A 20,560-nucleotide genomic window follows, 5' to 3' on the forward strand; every position below is an offset into this window, starting at 1 on the left:
GAAGGATGGGCTACAAACGCCGTGCTCGTGCCCACCCTTCGAGACGCTCACTCCGTTCGCTTCTCAGGGTGAGGCCCTTGTTGAGAGGCGCTGACGACGGCGGTTGACCTCAGGGCTTGGCCATCGCCCGCACGACGCGGCGGTCGCGGCCATAGACGTCGTCGCGGAAGGTCGGCACGCCATCGGCATTGGCGCTGACCGTGCGGTAGGTCACGTAGAGCGTGATCGGCTCGGGGAAGGTGTAGTGGGCCTGCTGGCCGGCGGCGATGACCTGCTGGACGCGCTCCTTGCTGAAGCCGTTCTTGCCGCTGAAGACCTTGTCGACGAAGTCGAGCGGGTTCTGCAGGCGGATGCAGCCATGGCTGAAGTTGCGGCTGCCCTCGGTGAACAGCCAGCGGCTCGCCGTGTCGTGCATGTAGATCCCGTACTTGTTGTTGAACGGGAAGAAGATATAGCCCAGCGCGTTCGACGCGCCCGAATCCTGCCGGATGCGATACGGGAAGGCCTTGGGATGGATCGAACTCCAATCGATCGTGTTGGGGTCGATCTCGTCGTCGTTGCTCCAGCTCGCGAATATCTTGAAGCCATTGCCAGACAGGGCATTGGGATCGCGCCGCAGGATCGGCAGATACTCCTCGCCGGCAATCGACGGCGGCACCGTCCAGTAGGGGTTGGTCTGGAAGCCGCGCATGGTCGACTGGATCTCGGGCGTCGGGTCCTTCGGCGTGCCGACGATGACCTGGCTCTGGAAGGCGACCTTGCCCTCGTTGACGAACCTCATCGAGTAGTCGCCGGTGTTCACGAAGACGAAGCGACTGCCGAGATCCTCCGGTAGCCAGCGGCGACGCTCGAGGTTGGCGACGATCTGGTCGATGCGCTCGTCGATCGTAGTGTTGAGAGAGCGGACGGTCTTGGCGCCGATGACGCCGTCGACGGTCAGTCCCTTCATCTCCTGGTAGGCCTTCACGACGGCGACCAGCGGCTCGTCGTAGAGGTCGGCGACGGCACCGGCCGGCGGCACGGTGAAATCGAGTTCGGCGAGACGCTTGCGCAGGATCGGCACACGGCTATCGACCATGTTGGGCTTCAGCGCCGTGCCGTCGACCATCGGCGTGTAGGGGACCTTGCCGCGCTTCTCGCGCCATGTGGCCAGGGCCTTCTGCAGCGCCGGGTAGTCACCCTTGGGCGGCAGGGATGCCAGATACATGGCGAAATCGGGCGCATCGGCCGCAGCCTGCAGGAGGGCTGCCTTGTCGGCCGTGCGCTGGATGATGTCGATTTCCTTGTCGACCCGGTTGGCGCGGACGCGCCCGGTCGAGACATCGCTGGCATAGGCCACGAACGCTGCAGACAGCAGGGCTTCGGTGGCAGCAGGATCGGTGCCGGGGACCAACGCCTTCTCGACGTCGCCAATGCCGTACCATTTGGGATCGAGGCCATGGTCGCCGGCGGCGCGCAATGCCTTCAGCAGGGCCTCGGCACGTGCCGTAGCAGCGCCCGACCCAGTCCACAGAACGCCCGAGGCGTAAGAGGACGAAACTCCCGAAAACGAGAGCGCGAACGCCAGGAAAGCGGCGAAAAAATTGAAGCGGATCACACCGGAGGTATAGCCGGAACCGGCCGATTCGTCCATCAGCCGACGAAACCGTGAGCCGCCAGGAAGGTCAACAAATCGGCACTGGCGCGGGTTTTCAGCTCGACCGTGCCGCCGCCCGCCCGGGCGCCCCGGGTGACGCAATGGGCGCGGGCCCAGGCCTGGAAGTCGGGCTCATCGAGCGCCCGGCCGAGGCCTGGCACGAAATGGCGGCCGTCATCCTCGATCAGGTTGCGGCAGCACGCCCAGTTCTCGGCATCCCGGATATCGAAAACCGGCCCGACCGACTCCCAGCCATGATGGGCGCTGCCGTAGATCTTGACCTTGATCCGGCGGTTGCCGGCGGCCCGCATGCGTTCGGCATACTCGATGGCCAACTCGGCCGGCGTGTAGTCGTCCTTGGCGGCCAGCATGAAATACATCGGCCGTCCGTGGGTGGTCGGATCGCGATGCTGCGCCGTCGCGCCGGGGCAGAGCGCGACATGCAGGTCGAACAGGTGCGGGAAGCCGCCACGCCAGCGCTGCCGGACCGCGATGGCGGCGTTCAGGGTCGCCACACCGCCCTTGGAGACGCCCATGATGCCGATCCTGGCCGGATCGATCCGGGGATCGCCGCGGAGGAGGGCGAGGGCCGCGAAAGCGTCGCCTTCCATCTGGGCGGCCGAAACCAGGCTCTGGTCGGCCACTGTGCGCCGCACGCCGCGGCCCCTGAAACTGTCGACGATCAGCGCGGCCGCGCCGGCCTCGTTGAGAAGGTCGGCATAGTAATGCTCGCGATGGCGCTGGACACCGGCGCTGCTGGTGAGGATGACCATGCAGGCGACCCGCGCCGGCCGGCCCTCGGGAATATGCAGGGTCGCGGAAATTCGCGCCGGCCGCGAGGCCGTCGGATGGTCGAACGTCAGCGTGTCGAATGACACCGATTCCATGGACCCTGTGTAGCTTGTCCCGTAGGTTGTGCGCCATGAGCGAGAGCCCCGCCACGGGTGGTACCCGTCAGGTCCAGAACCGTGCCGTAACCGATGACGAGGCCGACATGCGCCTCGACCGCTGGTTCCAGCGCCACTTCCCAGAGCTAAGTCACGGCGCTCTGCAGAAGCTGCTGCGGACCGGCCAGGTCCGGATCGACGGCAAGCGGGCCGAGGGCAAGGACCGGGTCGAGCCCGGTCAGTCGATCCGCCTGCCGCCCGGCGTGTCGAATTCTCCGGCCCCCAAGCCTCGGGCTGCTTCTGCTTCGGCGGGCCCCACGATCTCGGATCGGGATGCGGCCGAAATCCAGAAGATGGTCATCCACCGCGACGACCATGTGATCGTTCTGAACAAGCCGCCGGGCCTTGCCGTGCAGGGTGGCAGCGGTACCGAAAAGCACATCGACGGCATGCTGGACGGGCTGCGCTTCGGGTCCGAGCAGCGGCCGAAGCTGGTGCACCGGCTCGACAAGGATACGAGCGGTCTGCTGCTGATCGCGCGGACCGGACAGGCGGCCAAGCGGCTGACCGCGTCGTTCCGCGATCGCGAGACCGAGAAGCTCTACTGGGCGATCGTGGTCGGCGTGCCGGCCAAGAAAGAGGGGGCGATCAACCTGCCGCTGGCCAAGCGGCCCGGCGCCTTCGATCGCGAGCTGATGCAGGTCGACGAGGAGAACGGCCAGAAGGCGCTGACCCATTTCCGCGTGGTCGACAGCGCGAGCCGCCGCGCTGCGCTGCTGGCCCTGTGGCCGCGCACCGGCCGCACCCATCAGCTCCGCGTCCATTGCACTGCCATCGGTTGCCCGATCCTCGGCGACCGCAAGTACGGCGGCGAGGAGGCGCTTCTGTCGACCATCGCCGACGCGCGCAAACTCCATCTCCATGCCCGCCGCCTGACGCTGCCGCATCCCTCGGGGAAGGGTGAACTGAAGGCGCTGGCCGAACCGCCACCTCACTTCCGCCGCACCGTCGAGGCATTTGGCTTTTCGACGGACGGTGTTTGAGAGAGAATCGATCAGGATGCGGATCCCCTGGAGGCGCGTGGCGGTGATCACGGCGGTGGCGGTGCCGATCGTCGCCGTCGTCGGCGTCGTCTGGGCCGCCACCCGGGACCTGTCGCGTTATCAGGCTCGATTGACCGAACAGGTCCGCAAGGTCACGGGACGAGAGTTGGCCGCCCGCGTGCCGCTCACCGTCAGGCTCGGCAGCGAGCCGGCGATGGTGGCCGAAGGCGTCACCCTTTCGAACGCAGCCTGGGGCTCGCGGCCCGATCTGGCGCGCGTGCGCCGCCTGACGCTCTTCCTCGATCCGTTCTCGCTGTTCCTGGGCGAAGTGAAGATCGGCCGGATCCTGCTCGAAGGCGCCGACATACTCGTCGAGCGCAACGAGGTGGGTGACGCCAATCTCGAAATGCTGCCACCACCCGATGGATCGGGCCCCCATCCCGGCGACAATCGATCGCTCCGGCTGCGTACCGTTGCCGCCTTCCCGTGGATCAGCACCGTCGAGATTCGCGATTCCGTCCTGACCGTGTCCGAGGGCGCGGGCCGTCCGCCGGCCGTCGTCGAGATTCCGAATGCCACGCTGAAGTCGCAGGCGCCGAACCAGACCCTGCAGGTCGATGGACGGTTCGGCGTGGCGCAGGGCGTGCCGATGGACCTCACCGGGACCGCGGGCTCCTTCAACGGCTGGATGGCCGGACTTCCCGGCAATATCGATCTGCAGGGCGGGTTCGGCGGCGGCAGGATCTCGCTCAAGGGCAGCATCAATGCCAAGGGCACGTCGCTGCAGATCAATTCCGAAGGCACCGACGTCTCGGTGTTGGGACCTTACATTCGTCTGCCCGTGCCGTCGGGCGGTCCCTACGTGATGAACACCAAGGCCTCGACCCAGCGCAACGGTTTCAAGGTCGAGGTCCAGACGCTGAAGGTCGGCAACAGCGAAGCCTCGGGAGAGGCGCTGTTCCGCGTCGACCGCAAGGGCACGCCGACGATCGTCGTCAATGCCGACATCGCGCGCCTGGATGCAGCGGAGTTGAAGGCGGCACCCGTGGTTGCGGCGCCGGCGGCGGCTTCGCAGGCACCGGTCCAGCCGCCGCGCCTCATTCCCACGATGCCCTTCGTTGCCAGCTGGCTCGGCCGGTCGGCCCTCTCCGTGACGGTGCGTCTGGGAGAAGTCGTAGGTCTCGGCGCGAAGATGCAGAACGCCTCGGTAACGCTGGTTTCGGGCGAGACGCGCTTCACATTCCGGGCGGCGGCGACCATCGGTAACGGCTCGGCCGGCGTCGATCTCGTCTACGATCCTGCAGGCCGCCTGGGCCAGACCACGCTGACGGCGACGGCCAATCGCGTGTCGCTCGGCGAGATCTCGACCCTGCTGGGGCTCGATCTCGGCCTGCGCGACGGCGTGGCCGATCTGGACCTGCGCCTGCGCGGCGGCGGCCGCACGACGCGCGACGCGCTGAACTCCGCGAGCGGCTCGATCGACGTGGCGATGGGCAAGGGGTTCTGGCCGCACAGCCAGCTTGCGAACTGGCCGCCGGAGACGCAGCGCCTCCTCGGCGGCACGGATGCCGGCGTGCCGTTCAACTGCATCGCCGGGCGCTTCGAGGTCAGCAGTGGCGTCGCCAACCTGCGGCGCCTCGTCGTGGATACGCCGCGCGGCGTGCTGGTTGGGGGTGGCTATTTCCACCTGCGCACCGAGGGCTGGGAGTTCATCGTCGCGCCCGAGGCTCGCGACAACCAGAACGCCTCGTTGGCGACGCCGATGCGCATCAAGGGCGGCGCGGGCAAGCAGACGGCGAGCGCTCTCGATCCCAACCTGTCCAAGCTGCTGGTGGGCGGCGGTACGATTCCCAGCCTCGTCGCCCAGGTGACGCAGGCCGGCCGGCAGGCCGGCGCCAATGCCTGCGCGGTCCTGGCACCCCGTGTCGAAGCCCTGCGGCCCGGCCTGCGGGCCCAGTTGCCCGTTCCGACGTCCGATGTCCGGCAGCGGGCGTCGCGGCCCGCGGCGCAGACACCCGGTCCGCAGCGCAATCAGCAACGCTAAGCCCGCCCTTGTCGTCTGGCCGTCCCGGCGTGTAATCCCGACGCGACGATGCGACAGCCGGCTTGTCGATTCCGCATCGTGATTGTTCCGGGAGCTGAATGAAGCGGTTCTACAAACAAACGGGCGTCGACGAGGGCGAGGGCGGCTTCCGCGTCCTGCTGGACGGCAAACCGATGCGGACGCCGGCGAAGGCGACGCTGGTGGTGCCGACGCAGGCTCTCGCGGAGGCGATCGCCGCCGAATGGGATTCTGTGCCCGACAAGGCCGAGATCAATGCCGCGCACCTGCCGCTCACGCGCCTGGCTGCGACCGGCGTCGACCGCGTCGCTTCCCGGCGCGACGAAGTGATTGCCGACACGGCGAAGTACGCCGGCTCGGACCTGCTCTGCTATCGGGCCACCGCTCCGGACAGCCTGGTCAAGCTGCAGCAGGACCGTTGGCAGCCTTTGCTCGACTGGGCCGCCGAGCGGCATGGCGCGCGTCTGCTCACCGCCGACGGAATCGGCTTCGTCGAGCAGCCGTCGGAGGCCCAGGCACGGCTTCGCGAGGCGGTGGCCGCGCATGGCGATCTGGCGCTTTCGGCGCTCTACAATCTTACGCATATCGCCGGCTCGGTGGTGATAGCGCTGGCGGTTTCCGACGGCCGTCTTGACGCGGAGGAGGCCTTCACGGCCGCGCAGACCGACGAGCTTTACCAGATCGATCGCTGGGGCGACGATCCCACCGCCGAGAAGCAGCGCGAGGGCGTGCGCCGGGACATCGGGGCGGGCGCGCGCTTTCTTTCACTGCTGGAAAACGCGCGACTGCGCGGCTGAGGGGAATCATGGGCGCGGGAACCAGGCTGCGGAAAGTCATGGCGGAAGAGGGACTCGTCGAGGCGATGGCGGCGCACAGTCCGCTGTCGGCGATGCTCGCAGCAGAGGCCGGCTTCGACGCGATCTGGGCCTCAGGCTTCGAACTGTCCGCGATGTACGGCGTGCCCGATGTCAGCGTGGTGTCGATGACCCAGCATCTCGACATGACGCGCGCTATTGTGGACCGATCGGGCCTGCCGGTGGTGGCCGACATCGATACCGGCTTCGGCAACGCCATCAACGTCCTCTATGCCGTGGAGCAGTACGAGCGCGCCGGCGTCGGCGCGATCGTGATGGAGGACAAGAGCTTCCCCAAGGTCACCAGCCTGATCGCCGGCGGCCGGCAGGACATGGTCCGTATCGAGGAGTTCCAGGGCAAGATCGAAGCGGCCCGCTCGGCTCGGCGCGATCCCGATCTCGTCGTGGTGGCGCGCACCGAGGCGCTGATCGCGGGCCTCGGCCAGGACGAGGCGCTGAAGCGGGCTCGTGCCTATGAAGCCGCGGGCGCTGACCTGATCCTCGTGCATTCCAAGCAGAAGACGCCGGACGAGATCGAGGCCTTCATCAAGGCCTGGGACGGCAAGGTGCCGATCGCTCTGGTGCCGACCGCCTATCCGCAGATGACGGTGGCGCGCGTGCGCGAGCTGAAGAAGGTCGGGCTGCTGATCTGGGGCAACCATGCGATCCGCGCCGCTGTCGGCGCGATGCGCAAGACCTTCGCCCAGATCCGCAAGGACGGCGGCATCCATGGCGTCGAGGGCAGCATCTCCACGGTCGACGAGGTCTTCGATTTGCAGGGTATGGGAACGGTGAAGGATAACGAGAAGCGATTCCTCCGCTAGACGTGATCGCGTTATTGGCCGAAAACTGACCGAGGGCCGGAGATTCAGATGCAGAAAATGTTGGAAAAACTCGAGCAAAGGCGGGCCGCGGCGCGTCTGGGCGGGGGCGAGCGCCGCATCGAAGCTCAGCACGCCAAGGGCAAGCTGACGGCCCGGGAGCGCATCGATGCGCTGCTCGATCCGGGGTCGTTCGAGGAATACGACATGTTCGTCGAGCATCGCTCGATCGATTTCGGCATGGAGAACCAGAAGATCCCCGGCGATGGCGTGGTCACCGGCCACGGCACGATCAACGGCCGTCTCGTCTATGTATTCAGCCAGGATTTCACGGTCTTCGGCGGAGCCTTGTCGGGCATGCACGCCGCCAAGATCTGCAAGGTCATGGACATGGCGATGAAGGTCGGCGCGCCGGTGCTGGGCCTCAACGACTCGGGCGGTGCGCGCATCCAGGAGGGTGTCGATTCGCTCGCAGGCTATGCCGACGTCTTCCAGAAGAACGTGCTGGCGTCGGGCGTGATCCCGCAAATCTCGATGGTCATGGGCCCCTGTGCCGGCGGCGCGGTCTATTCGCCGGCGATGACCGACTTCATCTTCATGGTGAAGGACAGCTCCTACATGTTCGTCACCGGCCCCGACGTGGTGAAGACCGTCACGCACGAGACGGTGACGCAGGAGGAGCTGGGCGGTGCGCTCACCCACACGCAGAAGTCCGGCGTGGCCGATCTAGCCTTCGAGAACGACATCGAGGCGCTGCTGCAGCTTCGCCGCTTCGTCGACTTCCTGCCCTCGAACAACCGCGAGAAGGCGCCGGTCCGCATCACGCTGGATCCGATCGATCGCGACGATCTCTCGCTCGACACGCTGGTGCCGGAGAATCCCAACAAGCCCTACGACATCAAGGAACTGATCCTGAAGGTCGTCGACGAGGGTGACTTCTTCGAACTGTCGCCGGAGTGGGCGGCGAACATGGTGGTGGGCTTCGGCCGCATGGCCGGCCGCCCGGTGGGCTTCGTCGCCAACCAGCCGATGGTGCTGGCGGGCTGCCTGGACATCGACAGTTCGCGCAAGGCCGCGCGCTTCGTGCGGTTCTGCGACGCCTTCAACATTCCGATCGTGACCTTCGTCGACGTGCCGGGCTTCCTGCCGGGCACGACGCAGGAATATGGCGGGATCATCAAGCACGGCGCCAAGCTGCTCTACGCCTATGCCGAGGCGACTGTGCCGAAGGTGACGGTCATCACCCGCAAGGCCTATGGCGGCGCCTACGACGTCATGGCGTCGAAGCATCTGCGCGGCGACGTGAACTACGCCTGGCCGGGCGCGGAGATCGCGGTGATGGGCGCCAAGGGCGCCGTCGAGATCATCTTCCGCTCCGACATCGGCGACGCAAAGAAGATCGCGGCGCGCACCGAGGAGTATCGTGAGAAGTTCGCCAACCCATTCGTGGCGGCCAACCGCGGCTTCATCGACGACGTGATCATGCCCCACGGCACGCGCCGCCGGATCTGCAAGGCGCTGGCCACGCTCGAGACCAAGCGGCTCGAGAATCCGTGGCGCAAGCACGGCAACGTGCCGCTGTGACGGGACCGACGTGCATCTCTCTCCCGAGGAGCGCCTGCGGCGCGGCCGGATCGTGCGCAAGCACCTGATGGTCGGTCTTCTTGCGCTGCTCGTGATCATCCCGCTGAATTTCATCGTCAGCCGCCAGTATCCGTGGTGGCTCTGGGTCCTCATCGTCTGGTTGCCCCTGATCGCCGCCCACTCGCTGTGGGCCAAGGGCTTCTTCGATCGCAGAAAAGAAGGAATGTGAGCATGGCAGCCAGGAAGAAGGTCGCCAAGAACGCCCCCAAGGGGAACAAGAGCGCCGCGACGGCGAAAGCCCCGGTCAAGGCGCCGAGGAAGGCGCCGGCCCGGAAGCCCGCCGAGGGTGCGCCGCTGTTCGACAAGATCCTGATCGCCAATCGCGGCGAGATCGCCTGCCGCGTTATCCGGACCTGCAAGCGGCTCGGCATCAAGACCGTGGCGGTCTATTCGGAGGCCGACGCCGATGCGCTGCATGTGCGCGAGGCCGACGAGGCGGTGCTGATCGGGCCGCCGCCCTCGGCGCAGTCCTATCTGTTGATCGACAAGATCATCGAGGCCTGCAAGCAGACCGGCGCGCAGGCCGTTCACCCCGGCTATGGCTTCCTGTCCGAGAAGGAAGCCTTCCAGAAGGCGCTGGCCGCCGAAGGCATCAAGTTCATCGGCCCGGACGCCCGCGCGATCTACGCCATGGGTGACAAGATCGAGTCCAAGAAACTCGCGCAGAAGGCCGGCGTCAGCACGGTGCCGGGTTATCTGGCGGCCATCCCTAATGCCGAGGAGGCGGTCAAGATCGCCCAGAAGATCGGCTACCCCGTCATGATCAAGGCCTCGGCCGGCGGCGGCGGCAAGGGCATGCGCATCGCCTACAACGATGTCGAGGCGCATGAGGGCTTTGGCTCCGCGACCAACGAGGCCAAGGCCTCGTTTGCCGACGACCGCGTGTTCATCGAGAAGTATGTCGAGGAGCCGCGCCACATCGAGATCCAGCTGATCGCCGACGGCCACGGCAACTGCATCTATCTCTGGGAACGCGAGTGCTCGATCCAGCGCCGCCACCAGAAGGTGATCGAGGAGGCGCCGAGCCCGTTCCTCGACGCCAAGACGCGCAAGGCGATGGGCGAGCAGGCCGTGGCCCTGGCCAAGGCGGTCAAATACAAGAGCGCCGGCACTGTCGAGTTCATCGTCGACAAGCACCGCAAGTTCTACTTCCTCGAGATGAACACCCGCCTGCAGGTCGAGCATCCGGTGACGGAGCTGATCACCGGCGTCGACCTGGTCGAGCTGATGATCCGTGTGGCGGCGGGCGAGAAGCTGCCGTTCCAGCAGAAGGACGTTAAGCTGGAAGGCTGGGCCGTCGAGGCTCGTGTCTATGCGGAAGATCCGTTCCGCAACTTCCTGCCTTCCACCGGCCGCCTCGTGAAGTATCGCGAGCCGCAACCCGGCCCCGACGTGCGCGTCGATACCGGCGTGTTCGAGGGCGGCGAGATCTCGATGTTCTACGACCCGATGATCGCAAAGCTCTGCAGCTACGGCCCGACGCGCAATGCCGCGATCGATCGCATGCGCCGCGCGCTGGACGAGTTCTACGTCCGTGGCGTGTCGCACAACGTGCCGTTCCTGGCGGCGCTGATGGCCCATCCGCGCTTCGTGGCCGGCAACCTCACGACCAACTTCATCGCCGAGGAGTTCAAGGGCGGTTTCACGGCGGAGCATTTGCCGCCGGGCGATCCGGCCATGCTGGCGGCCATCGCCGCGGTCGTCGACCGCATCCATGGCCATCGCGCGGGTTCGCCGCAGTCCGAGCGTGTCGTCATGCTCAACCGGGCGCCGATCGCAGTGTCGGTGAGCGGCGGCGGGCTCGAATACGTCATCGAGACCGAGGGCCGGCACATCGTGATCGAAACCGGATGGCTGCCGGGCGAGCCGCTGGTGCGGGCGAAAGTCGACCAGCACGACATCGTCGTGCAGGTCGATGCCCTGGGATCGGGCTGGCGCCTGGTCCATGAAGGCGGGCAGGCGGACGTGCTGGTGCTTACACCGCGCCAGGCCGAGCTCTATGCGCTGATGCCGGTGAAGGCCGCGCCGGACACCTCGAAGTTCCTGCTGTCGCCGATGCCGGGCCTGCTGGCCTCGGTCGCGGTCAGCGAAGGGCAGGAGGTCAAGGCGGGCGAGGCGCTGGCGGTGGTCGAGGCGATGAAGATGGAGAACGTGCTGCGCGCCACGCGCGACGGTACGGTGAAGACGCTCCATGCCAAGGCCGGCGACAGCCTGCGCGTCGACCAGAAGATCATCGAGTTCGCCTGAGCGGATGGCGCTGCAGGCGCGCCTCGGCATCACCGGCCGCGTGCAGGGCGTGGGCTATCGCGACTGGGCGATGGCCACCGCGCAGAGGCTCGGTCTGAAGGGCTGGGTGCGAAACCGCTCGGACGGGTCGGTCGAGGCGCTGGTCGTGGGCGAGGACGACGCGGTGGGCAAGATGATCGAAGCCTGCCGTCGCGGGCCGACGCTGGCCAAGGTGGATGCGGTCGACGTCGAGCCGGTCGACCTCGATGTCCTGCCGTCGGACTTCAGGCGGCTGCCGACGGCCTGAACTTTCCAGCGGCATTGGCATATATTGCCAATGACCCTATACTGCCTACATGGCTACCACTATGAATGTGGCTATCTCGCCGGAACTCAAGGCACACGTCGACCGAGAGATCGCGGCAGGACGCTATGCTTCTTCGAGCGAGTACGTCCGCGACTTGATCCGAAGGGACCAGCAGGCCAAGGCGGAGGAGCGGCTGGCCGAGTTGGTCCGCGAGGGGCTGGAAAGCCCTGTCGAAGCCGAAGACCCCGTCTTCTGGCAAAAGCGGCGGGAAACCCTGCGACGGACGATCGCAAAAAGACGCTCGTGAAGCTCGTCCAGCGGCGACGCGCAGTCGAGGACATCGACGAGCACGCCGCTTACATCGCCGAACGCAATACCCGCGCCGCCTACCGTTTTCTGGATAAGGTCGAGCAGGCGTTCGAAGTCCTGCGGCGTCATCCAGGGATCGGCTCACCCCGGCTCGACCATATCGTCAGCGGCCTTCGCGTCTGGCCGGTTTCGGGCTTCGAATCTTATGTGGTCCTCTACTTCATAACCCGCGGCGCCATTCAGGTCGTGCGCATCGTGCATGCCGCGCGCGACCTGGAGGAGCTGCTCAAAGGGCAATGGGAAGAGGGGCCTCGGTCGTAGCGCCGAACACTTCCTGGAAGGTCTCCGCGAGGGCTGCATCGAGGTCGGCCAGGGTCACCGGCAGGCCGAGATCGACCAGCGATGTCACGCCATGGTCGGCAATGCCGCAGGGAACGATTCCCGCATAGTGCGAAAGGTCGGGCTCCACGTTGATGGAGATGCCGTGGAAGGCCACCCAGTGGCGGATGCGCACGCCGATGGCGGCGATCTTGTCCTCGCGCGGCGTGCCGTCGGGCAAAGGCGGCTTGTCGGGCCGGACGACCCACACGCCGACGCGGCCCTCGCGCCGTTCGGCCTTCACGTTGAAGCGGCCGAGCGTGCGGATGGTCCATTCCTCGAGGTCGGATACATAGCGGCGCACGTCCTGGCGGCGTGCCCTGAGGTCGAGCATCGCATAGGCCACCCTCTGGCCGGGGCCGTGATAGGTGTATTGGCCGCCGCGGCCCGCGACATGGACCGGAAAACGTGCGGGTTCGAGCAGGTCCTGGGAGCGGGCGCTGGTGCCCGCTGTGTAGAGCGGGGGGTGCTCCAGCAGCCAGATCATCTCGCCCGCCCGGCCGGCGCGGATGTCCGCAACCCGCGCCTCCATGGCGGCGAGTGCTTCCGGATACGGGACGGCGCTGTCTGCGATGCGCCATTCGGGCCTGTTCATGGGGGCAAAATCGGCACTTCCGGGTCTTCGTGCAAGCCCGCCTTGCCACTGGGGGGGCGATTTGGTATCCCCCGCGCCGTCGATCCGGCGCGGCCATGGCGGAATTGGTAGACGCGCTAGCTTGAGGTGCTAGTGCCGCGAGGCGTGGAAGTTCGAGTCTTCTTGGCCGCACCATCGCCGGTTCGATGAAAAGGTAGACGAGAGGTCGCCGCCTGTTGGTAAAGTCCAACTGGCGGCCCTTTTGTTTTTCAGGCGGGAGACGAGCTTTGGCGGACGAACTCAGCGAAAGCGCGCTCCGATACCATCGCCTGCCCAGGCCCGGCAAAATCGAGGTCGTTCCGACCAAGCCGTTGGCCACCCAGCGCGACCTTTCGCTGGCCTATTCGCCGGGGGTGGCCGCTGCCTGCAACGAGATCGTGCGCGATCCGGCGACGGCCGCGGAGCTCACGGCCCGTGCCAATCTCGTCGCGGTCGTGACCAACGGCACCGCCGTGCTGGGGCTGGGTGCCATCGGACCGCTGGCTGCCAAGCCGGTGATGGAGGGCAAGGGCGTCCTCTTCAAGAAATTCGCCGGCATCGACGTCTTCGATCTCGAAGTGGCCGAGCTCGATCAGGAAAAGCTGGTCGAGATCGTTGCCGCGCTGGAGCCGACCTTCGGCGGCATCAATCTGGAGGACATCAAGGCGCCGGAGTGCTTCTTCGTCGAGCAGAAGCTGCGCGAGCGCATGAAGATCCCGGTGTTCCACGACGACCAGCACGGCACCGCCATCATCGTCGGCGCCGCCCTGCTGAATGCACTCTCACTGGTCGGCAAGTCCATCGACAAGGTGAAGCTGGTCGTCTCCGGCGCGGGGGCGGCGGCGCTGTCCTGCCTCGGCGTGCTGGAGAAGCTCGGCCTGCCGCGCGAGAACATATGGGTCACCGATATCGTCGGCGTGGTCTGGAAGGGCCGCAACGAGCTGATGGACCCCTGGAAGGAGCGCTACGCCCGCGAAACCCAGGCCCGCACACTGGGCGAGGTGATCGGCGGCGCCGACGTGTTCCTCGGCCTGTCCGCCGCCGGCGTGCTCAAGACCGAGATGGTGGCCCGCATGGCGGCGAAGCCGCTGATCTTTGCTCTGGCCAATCCCAATCCCGAGATTTCGCCGGAAGATGTCGCGGGCGTGCGTGACGACGCCATCATGGCGACCGGCCGCAGCGACTATCCCAATCAGGTCAACAACGTCCTCTGCTTTCCGTACATCTTCCGCGGCGCGCTCGATGTCGGCGCGACGACCGTCAACGACGAGATGAAGATCGCCTGCGTGCGCGCCCTGGCGGCACTGGCGCGCAAGGAGCCCTCCGAGGTGGTGGCGCGCGCCTTCGGCGAGCAGGCCGGCGGCTTCGGCCCCAGCCAGATCATCCCTAAGCCGTTCGATCCGCGCCTGATCGTCGAGCTGGCGCCGGCCGTCGCCAAGGCCGCCATGGACAGCGGCGTCGCCACGCGGCCGATCGCCGATTTCGACGCCTATCGCCAGCAGCTCAGCCAGTTCGTCTTCAAGTCCGGACTGGTCATGCGGCCGGTCCTCGAGCAGGCACGGTCCGATCCCAAGCGCGTGATCTTCAGCGCCGGCGAGGACGACCGCGTCCTGCGCGCCGTCCAGATCATCGTCGACGAGGGCATTGCCAAGCCCATCCTGATCGGCCGGCCGGAGGTCGTGCGCCGTCGCGCCGAGCGACTGGGCCTGCGTTTCCAGCCGGGAGTCGATGTCGAGCTGGTCGATCCGTCGAGCGACCCGCGCTACGACAAGTACTGGGGCGCCTATCACGAGCTGATGGAGCGGCGCGGCGTAACCGAGCCGACGGCGCGCAACCTCGTGCGCTCCAGCCCGACCCTGATCGCCGCGCTCGCGGTGAAGCTAGGCGATGCCGACGCGATGATTGCCGGCGCCTATGGCCGCTTCCGTACCCATTTCAATCACGTGCGCGACGTGATCGGTCTGCGCGAGGGCGTCAAGAACATGGCGGCGCTCAGCCTGCTGGTCATGCCCACCCGCTCGCTGTTCATCGCCGACACTTACGTGAACTACGATCCCGATCCGGAAACGCTCGCGGAGATCACGCTCCTCGCGGCGGACGAGCTGCTGCGCTTCGGCATCCAGCCGCGCGTGGCGCTGCTCTCGCATTCGAGCTTCGGCAGTTCCGAGCATCCCTCTGCCCGCAAGATGGCCGCGGCGGTCAAGATCCTGCACCACCGCGCGCCGACCCTCGAGGTGGACGGCGAGATGCATGGCGATGCCGCCCTCGACCTGGAGATCCGCAACAGCGTGTTCCCGCGGTCGAAACTCAAGGAAGTGGCGAACCTCGTCGTCTGTCCGTCGCTCGACGCCGCCAACATCGCCTTCAATCTGCTGAAGGAAGGAGCCGACGGTCTGCATATAGGCCCGATTCTGCTGGGCACCGACCTTCCGGCCCATGTCCTCACGCCGTCGGTCACCGCCCGCGGCATCCTCAACATGACCGCGCTCGCCGTGGTCGAGGCGCAGCGCCTCGCGGAAGCGCGTGGATGAGCAGCGAGATCGACCACCTCGATGAAGTGACGCCGGACCTGGTCCGGCGAGTCGAGGCGGCGCTCGCCGAGAACAGGCCGGAAGACGCGAGGGGGCTGCTGGCCAACCTGAGCGCCACCGGCCAGGCGTCCATCCTCGAACAGATCTCGGAGGCCGAGCGCGACAAGCTCGTCGGCATCCTCAAGGGCGACCTCGATCCGGAGGCCCTGACCGAACTCGACGAGGAAGTGCTCGAGGACGTCCTCGACCAGCTCGACAGCAAGGAGATTGCGGCTGCCGCCCGAGAGCTGGAAGCCGACGATGCCGCAACCATTCTCGAAGACCTGTCGGAAGACGAGCGACAGGAAGTCCTGGCGGAAATCCCGGCCGACGAACGTGCCGACATCGAGCGGGCACTGGCCTATCCGGAAGACACGGCCGGCCGCCTCATGCAGCGTTCGCTGGTCAAGGTCGCCGACAGCTGGACCGTGGGCCAGGTGATCGACTATTGCCGCGAAGCGACCGACCTGCCCGACGACGTGTACGACATCTTCGTGGTCGACGAGACCGGTCGCCTGCGCGGCTCGGTGCCGCTCGGCCGCATGCTGCGCACCAAGCGTCCGGTACCGATCTTCGACATCGTCGATCCCGACATCCCGTCGCTGCCCGCGACGGCCGACCAGGCCGAAGTGGCGCACGTCTTCCGCGACAAGAACCTGGTCTCGTGCCCGGTCGTCGACGACGACGGGCGGCTGCAGGGCGTGATCATGGTCGACGACGTCGTCGACGTGATCGACGAGGAGGCCGAAGAAGACCTGCTCAAGATGGGCGGCGTCGGCTCCGACGACATGCATGCCGACACCGTGACGACGGCCCGGCTGCGGGCGCCCTGGCTGCTGGTCAATGTGGCGACCGCCCTTGTCGCGTCTTTCGTCATCAGCCAGTTCGAGGACACGATCGAGAAGATCGTGATCCTGGCCGCCCTCATGCCGATCGTCGCGTCGATGGGCGGCAATGCGGGCATCCAGACCGTCACCGTCACGGTGCGCGCACTGGCGATGGGCGAATTGACCGCCGCCAACGGGATGCGCTTCATTGCCAAGGAAGCGGTCGTCGGCAGTCTCAACGGGCTCCTGTTCGCGACGCTGCTGGCCGTGGGCGTGGTCCTGATCTTCCACGATTGGCGGCTGGGCGCGGTGATTGCCGCCTCCATGGTCTGCAACCTGATGGCCGCGGCGCTGGCGGGCTCGCTGATCCCTCTCGGGCTGCAGAAGTTCGGCGTCGACCCGGCCGTCTCCTCGACCGTTTTCCTGACCATGGTCACCGACGTGACCGGCTTCCTGACCTTCCTGGGGCTGGCGACGATCTTCCTGCTTTGAGGTATCGTTTCGTCGGAGGAGGTCCGTGATGTCGGCAATCGTTCGCCTGGTGGGTGCGTTCGCCTTGCTGCTGGTTGCTTCGGCGGCCCAGGCGCAGAACAAGGTGCCCTCCGACCGCGTTCTGGAGACGCTGGTCAAGGCGTCGCTGCTGACCCTCAACGACGCCAATGTGACCGGAAACTATTCCGTGCTGCACGCCAAGCTCTCCAAGCCGTTCCGCCAGCAATTCTCGCCGGAGAAGCTCAAGGCGACCTTCAGGGAGTTCAGCCAGGGCAACGCCGACTTCGACATCATCGCGGCCATGAAGCCGGCCTACGATCCGCCTCCGGAGGTCGATGGCGACGGCAAGCTGGTGGTGAAGGGCAGTTTCCCGACCGAGCCGTCGCGGCTGCTGTTCGAGCTGGAGTTCATCCCCTCGGATGGCGAGTGGAAGCTGATCCGCATCCACGTCAAACTGGACTCCAATTCCTGAGTCATTCCTCAACAGGTCCCAACAGGTAAGACAGATCATGATTCCGAATGCGATGCCGCCGTTCGATTTTGGCCTGGGCGAGACCGCCGACGCGCTGCGTGACCAGGTCCAGCGCTTCGCCTCGTCCGAGGTCGCGCCGATCGCCGCCGAGATCGACAAGAGCGACCGCTTTCCGCGGGAGCTGTGGCCGAAGATGGGCGCGCTCGGCCTGCACGGCATCACCGTCGAGGAGGAGTTCGGCGGCTCGGGCCTCGGTTATCTCGAACATGTCATCGCGGTGGAAGAGATCAGCCGCGCCTCGGCCGCGGTCGGCCTGAGCTACGGCGCGCATTCCAACCTCTGCATCAACCAGATCCGCCGCACCGGCAGCGACGAGCAGAAGAACCGCTTCCTGCCCAAGCTGATCTCAGGCGAGCATGTCGGCAGCCTCGCCATGAGCGAAACCGGCGCGGGTTCGGACGTCGTGTCGATGAAGCTGCGTGCCGAGAAGAAGGGCGACCGCTACGTCCTGAACGGCACCAAGATGTGGATCACCAACAGCCCCGACGCGCAGGTGATCGTGGTCTATGCCAAGACCGATCCGGCGGCCGGATCGCGTGGCATCACGACGTTCATCGTCGAGACCGACCGCAAGGGATTCAAGGTCGCCCAGAAGCTCGACAAGATGGGCATGCGCGGCTCCTCGACCGGCGAGCTGGTGTTCGAAGATTGCGAGATCCCCGAGGAGAACGTGCTGGGCGCGGTGGGCAAGGGCGTCAACGTGCTGATGAGCGGGCTCGACTACGAGCGCGCCGTGCTGGCGGCGGGACCGATCGGCATCATGCAGGCGGCGATGGATATCGTGGTTCCTTACGTCCACGAACGTAAGCAGTTCGGCCAGGCGATCGGCGAGTTCCAGCTCGTGCAGGGCAAGCTTGCCGACATGTACACCACGATGAACGCCTGCAAGGCCTATGTGTACGCCGTCGCGAAAGCCTGCGACCGCGGCCAGACCACGCGCAAGGATTCGGCTGGCGCGATCCTCTATGCCGCCGAGAAAGCGACGATGGTCGCGCTCGACGCGATCCAGCTGCTGGGCGGCAACGGCTACATCAATGACTATCCGACCGGCCGCCTGTTGCGCGACGCCAAGCTCTACGAGATCGGCGCCGGCACCAGCGAGATCCGCCGCATGCTGATCGGCCGCGAGCTGTTCGCCGAGACGGCCTGATTTGACGGAACGAAGGTTCTTTCGTACACAGTGTGTATGAAAGCTCTTCGATGCCGCGTTACCTGACCGAAAAAGACATCGCCGATTTCCGGGCCGAACTGTGCCAGGTCGCGACCGAGCGGTTCGCCCGCTTCGGCTACGAGGGCGTCACCATGCGCCAGCTCGCCGAGGCGCTGGGCTGCAGCCCGAAGACGCCCTACCGCTACTTCAAGGACAAGGCCGATATCCTGGCCACGGTGAGGACGGAAGCCTTTTCCCGTTTCGCCGACACGCTGGAAGCCGCCGCGGCGAAGGGTGAGGGGCCGCTCGACAAGGCGCGGCTCGTCGGGAACGCCTATCTGCGGTTCGCCGATGAGCACCCGCATGCCTATCGCATCATGTTCGAGATCGACCAGCCGATCAGCGACGAGCATCCCGAGCTGCAGCGCGAGTCGCGGCGGGCCCGGACCTTCGTGACCCAGCAGGCGGAAGATATGGTGAAGGCCGGGATGATCGACGCCGATCCTCAACTGTTCGGCTGGTCGATGTGGGCAGCGGCCCACGGGCTGGTCATGCTGAAGCAGGCCGGCATGCTCGACCATGGGCCGGACATCCGGACGCTCGCCGGTTTTCACGGCGCGCTGATGTTCAAGGGCGCGCTGACGCCCGCCACGAAGACAGGGAAGAAGCGATGAGCGCAGGCGTTACGGCGGGCGAGCGGTTCCGCAGCTGGGCGGAGATCCGGGATAATGCGGCCCGCGCGGCCGGCGGGCTGGCGGCGCTCGGTGTCGGCGAGGACAGCGCGGTGGCGCTGATGCTGCGCAACGACTTCGCGACCTTCGAGGTCAACATGGCGGCGAGCCAGGTGGGCGCCTACGCCGTGCCGATCAACTGGCACTTCACGCCCGAGGAAGCGAACTACATCCTGCGCGACAGCGGTGCGTCGGTCCTTGTGGCGCACACCGACCTGCTGGCTCAGATCTCGGGCGGCGTGCCCGAGGGAGTGACGGTCTTCGCGGTGCCGACGCCGGATGAGATCGCGGCAGCCTATGGCGTTGCTGCCGATCGGCGGCAGGTGCCGGCGGGAGCCGAGCCGTGGGACGCCTTCGTGGCCGGCTCGTCGCCGCGCACCGAGCCGCCGCGCGCGGCACGCGGCAGCATGATCTACACGTCCGGCACCACCGGCCGGCCCAAAGGCGTGCGCCGGCAGCCGAGTACGCCGGAACAGCAGGCCGCCGCGGCACAGGAGGCGGCGCTGTTCTGGGGCCTGAAGCCCGACCCGGAAATCGTCGTGCTGATGAACGGGCCGATGTACCACTCGGCGCCATCGGCCTACGGCAATGCCAGCTCGCGGCTCGGCCTGCACATGGTGCTGCAGCCGCGCTTCGAGGCCGAGGACATGCTGCGGCTGATCGCGCGCCACGGCGTCACCCACATGCACATCGTGCCCACGATGTTCGTCCGCCTGCTGCGGCTGCCGGACGACGTGAAGGCACGCTACGACGTCTCGTCGCTGCGCTTCGTGAGCCACGGTGCGGCGCCTTGCGCGCCGGCGGTGAAGCGCCAGATGATCGAATGGTGGGGACCGGTCATCAACGAATACTACGGGGCCACCGAGACCGGCGTGGTGGTCTGGCACGGTTCCGAGGACGCGCTGCGCAAGCCCGGCACGGTCGGCCGCGCGGTCCCGGGCGCGACCGTGCGCGTCGTCGACGATCAGGGACGCGACGTGGCGATGGGCGAGGTCGGCGAGATCTACGTTCGCGGACCGCACCTCGCGGATTTCACCTACAACAACGACGATGCCAAGCGGCGCGAGGTGGCGCTGGGCCAGCTCGTGACCGTGGGCGACATCGGCTATGTCGATGCCGACGGCTTCCTGTTCCTGTGCGACCGCAAGCGCGACATGATCATCTCGGGCGGCGTCAACATCTACCCGGCCGAGATCGAGGGGGTGCTGATCCAGATGCCGGGCGTGCGCGACTGCGCGGTGTTCGGTATCCCCGACGAGGAGTTCGGCGAGCAGATCTGCGCCTATGTCGAGCCGGTGGCCGGCGCGGGCCTGAATGCGACATCGGTGCGAGCCTATCTGGCCGAGCATCTGGCGCGCTACAAGGTGCCGAGGGTGGTCGAGTTCATTGCCGCGCTTCCGCGCGAGGATTCGGGCAAGATCTTCAAACGCAAGCTCCGCGCGCCATATTGGGAGAAAGCGGGCCGCAGCATTTGAGGA

Annotated in this window: 19 protein-coding genes and 1 tRNA gene; 17 read left to right on the forward strand and 3 right to left on the reverse strand. The window is 66.6% G+C overall.

The window, feature by feature from the left end; genetic code table 11:
* Positions 1-109: 109 nt before the first annotated feature.
* Positions 110-1,633 carry a L,D-transpeptidase family protein gene (locus tag KQ910_RS21225; protein ID WP_216965002.1) on the reverse strand — a complete coding sequence of 508 codons (1,524 nt, stop codon included), beginning with the start codon at positions 1,631-1,633 and terminating at the stop codon, positions 110-112.
* A complete protein-coding gene (locus KQ910_RS21230) occupies positions 1,633-2,523 on the reverse strand; it encodes a dienelactone hydrolase family protein (protein WP_216965003.1) in 891 nt (296 codons plus the stop codon). Before KQ910_RS21230 ends, KQ910_RS21225 begins: the two co-directional genes overlap by 1 nt.
* A 35-nt stretch (positions 2,524-2,558) precedes the next feature.
* Between KQ910_RS21230 and KQ910_RS21235 the strand changes: the two genes are divergently transcribed.
* The 10 genes from KQ910_RS21235 to KQ910_RS21280 all read left to right on the forward strand — a co-directional run bounded on the left by KQ910_RS21235 (position 2,559) and on the right by KQ910_RS21280 (position 12,110).
* Positions 2,559-3,566 carry an RluA family pseudouridine synthase gene (locus KQ910_RS21235; RefSeq protein ID WP_216965005.1) on the forward strand — a complete coding sequence of 336 codons (1,008 nt, stop codon included), beginning with the start codon at positions 2,559-2,561 and terminating at the stop codon, positions 3,564-3,566.
* A 37-nt stretch (positions 3,567-3,603) separates the two neighbouring features.
* Entirely contained in the window at positions 3,604-5,610 is a 2,007-nt protein-coding gene (locus tag KQ910_RS21240; RefSeq protein ID WP_216965007.1) for an AsmA family protein, read from the forward strand.
* Positions 5,611-5,708: 98 nt separating this feature from the next.
* Entirely contained in the window at positions 5,709-6,425 is a 717-nt protein-coding gene (locus KQ910_RS21245; RefSeq protein ID WP_216965009.1) for an ATP12 family chaperone protein, read from the forward strand.
* Positions 6,426-6,433: 8 nt separating this feature from the next.
* On the forward strand, positions 6,434-7,306 hold the full coding sequence (locus KQ910_RS21250) for a phosphonopyruvate hydrolase (protein ID WP_216965011.1): 873 nt from the start codon (positions 6,434-6,436) through the stop codon (positions 7,304-7,306).
* A 48-nt stretch (positions 7,307-7,354) separates the two neighbouring features.
* On the forward strand, positions 7,355-8,887 hold the full coding sequence (locus KQ910_RS21255; protein ID WP_216965013.1) for an acyl-CoA carboxylase subunit beta: 1,533 nt from the start codon (positions 7,355-7,357) through the stop codon (positions 8,885-8,887).
* Between the two features lie 10 nt (positions 8,888-8,897).
* The gene (locus tag KQ910_RS21260; protein WP_216965015.1) at positions 8,898-9,116 is read left to right on the forward strand and encodes a 2TM domain-containing protein; all 219 of its coding nucleotides are present in this window, start codon (positions 8,898-8,900) and stop codon (positions 9,114-9,116) included.
* A 125-nt stretch (positions 9,117-9,241) separates the two neighbouring features.
* Complete coding sequence (locus KQ910_RS21265; RefSeq protein ID WP_216965823.1) at positions 9,242-11,194, forward strand: acetyl-CoA carboxylase biotin carboxylase subunit; 1,953 nt, start codon at positions 9,242-9,244, stop codon at positions 11,192-11,194.
* A 4-nt stretch (positions 11,195-11,198) separates the two neighbouring features.
* Positions 11,199-11,480 (forward strand): acylphosphatase, encoded by a 282-nt coding sequence (locus tag KQ910_RS21270; RefSeq protein WP_216965017.1) that lies wholly within the window; start codon positions 11,199-11,201, stop codon positions 11,478-11,480.
* A gap of 61 nt (positions 11,481-11,541) precedes the next feature.
* Positions 11,542-11,787, forward strand: coding sequence for a type II toxin-antitoxin system ParD family antitoxin (locus tag KQ910_RS21275; RefSeq protein ID WP_216965019.1), 246 nt, complete (start codon positions 11,542-11,544; stop codon positions 11,785-11,787).
* A complete protein-coding gene (locus KQ910_RS21280) occupies positions 11,784-12,110 on the forward strand; it encodes a type II toxin-antitoxin system RelE/ParE family toxin (protein ID WP_216965021.1) in 327 nt (108 codons plus the stop codon). Before KQ910_RS21275 ends, KQ910_RS21280 begins: the two co-directional genes overlap by 4 nt.
* Here the strand turns inward: KQ910_RS21280 and lipB are convergent.
* The gene (lipB, locus tag KQ910_RS21285; protein ID WP_216965023.1) at positions 12,076-12,762 is read right to left on the reverse strand and encodes a lipoyl(octanoyl) transferase LipB; all 687 of its coding nucleotides are present in this window, start codon (positions 12,760-12,762) and stop codon (positions 12,076-12,078) included. The genes KQ910_RS21280 and lipB overlap by 35 nt on opposite strands.
* An 89-nt stretch (positions 12,763-12,851) precedes the next feature.
* Here lipB and KQ910_RS21290 point away from each other — a divergent pair.
* The 7 genes from KQ910_RS21290 (at position 12,852) to KQ910_RS21320 (ending at position 20,557) form a co-directional block, all read left to right on the forward strand.
* Positions 12,852-12,936 (forward strand) — tRNA-Leu (locus KQ910_RS21290).
* Between the two features lie 92 nt (positions 12,937-13,028).
* Entirely contained in the window at positions 13,029-15,311 is a 2,283-nt protein-coding gene (locus KQ910_RS21295; protein ID WP_216965025.1) for an NADP-dependent malic enzyme, read from the forward strand.
* Positions 15,308-16,669: a magnesium transporter gene (gene mgtE / locus KQ910_RS21300; RefSeq protein ID WP_216965027.1), complete on the forward strand. Its 1,362-nt coding sequence runs from the start codon at positions 15,308-15,310 to the stop codon at positions 16,667-16,669. The genes KQ910_RS21295 and mgtE overlap by 4 nt, the downstream gene beginning before the upstream one ends.
* 28 nt (positions 16,670-16,697) lie before the next feature.
* The gene (locus tag KQ910_RS21305) at positions 16,698-17,141 is read left to right on the forward strand and encodes a hypothetical protein (protein WP_216965029.1); all 444 of its coding nucleotides are present in this window, start codon (positions 16,698-16,700) and stop codon (positions 17,139-17,141) included.
* Positions 17,142-17,178: 37 nt separating this feature from the next.
* A complete protein-coding gene (locus KQ910_RS21310) occupies positions 17,179-18,351 on the forward strand; it encodes an isovaleryl-CoA dehydrogenase (RefSeq protein ID WP_216965031.1) in 1,173 nt (390 codons plus the stop codon).
* A 50-nt stretch (positions 18,352-18,401) separates the two neighbouring features.
* Positions 18,402-19,025, forward strand: a complete 624-nt coding sequence (locus KQ910_RS21315) for a TetR/AcrR family transcriptional regulator (RefSeq protein WP_216965033.1) — start codon at positions 18,402-18,404, stop codon at positions 19,023-19,025.
* A complete protein-coding gene (locus tag KQ910_RS21320; RefSeq protein WP_216965035.1) occupies positions 19,022-20,557 on the forward strand; it encodes an acyl-CoA synthetase in 1,536 nt (511 codons plus the stop codon). Before KQ910_RS21315 ends, KQ910_RS21320 begins: the two co-directional genes overlap by 4 nt.
* The last annotated feature ends 3 nt before the right edge of the window (positions 20,558-20,560 follow it).

It is taken from the genome of Reyranella humidisoli (genome assembly GCF_019039055.1).
Lineage (GTDB): Bacteria > Pseudomonadota > Alphaproteobacteria > Reyranellales > Reyranellaceae > Reyranella > Reyranella humidisoli.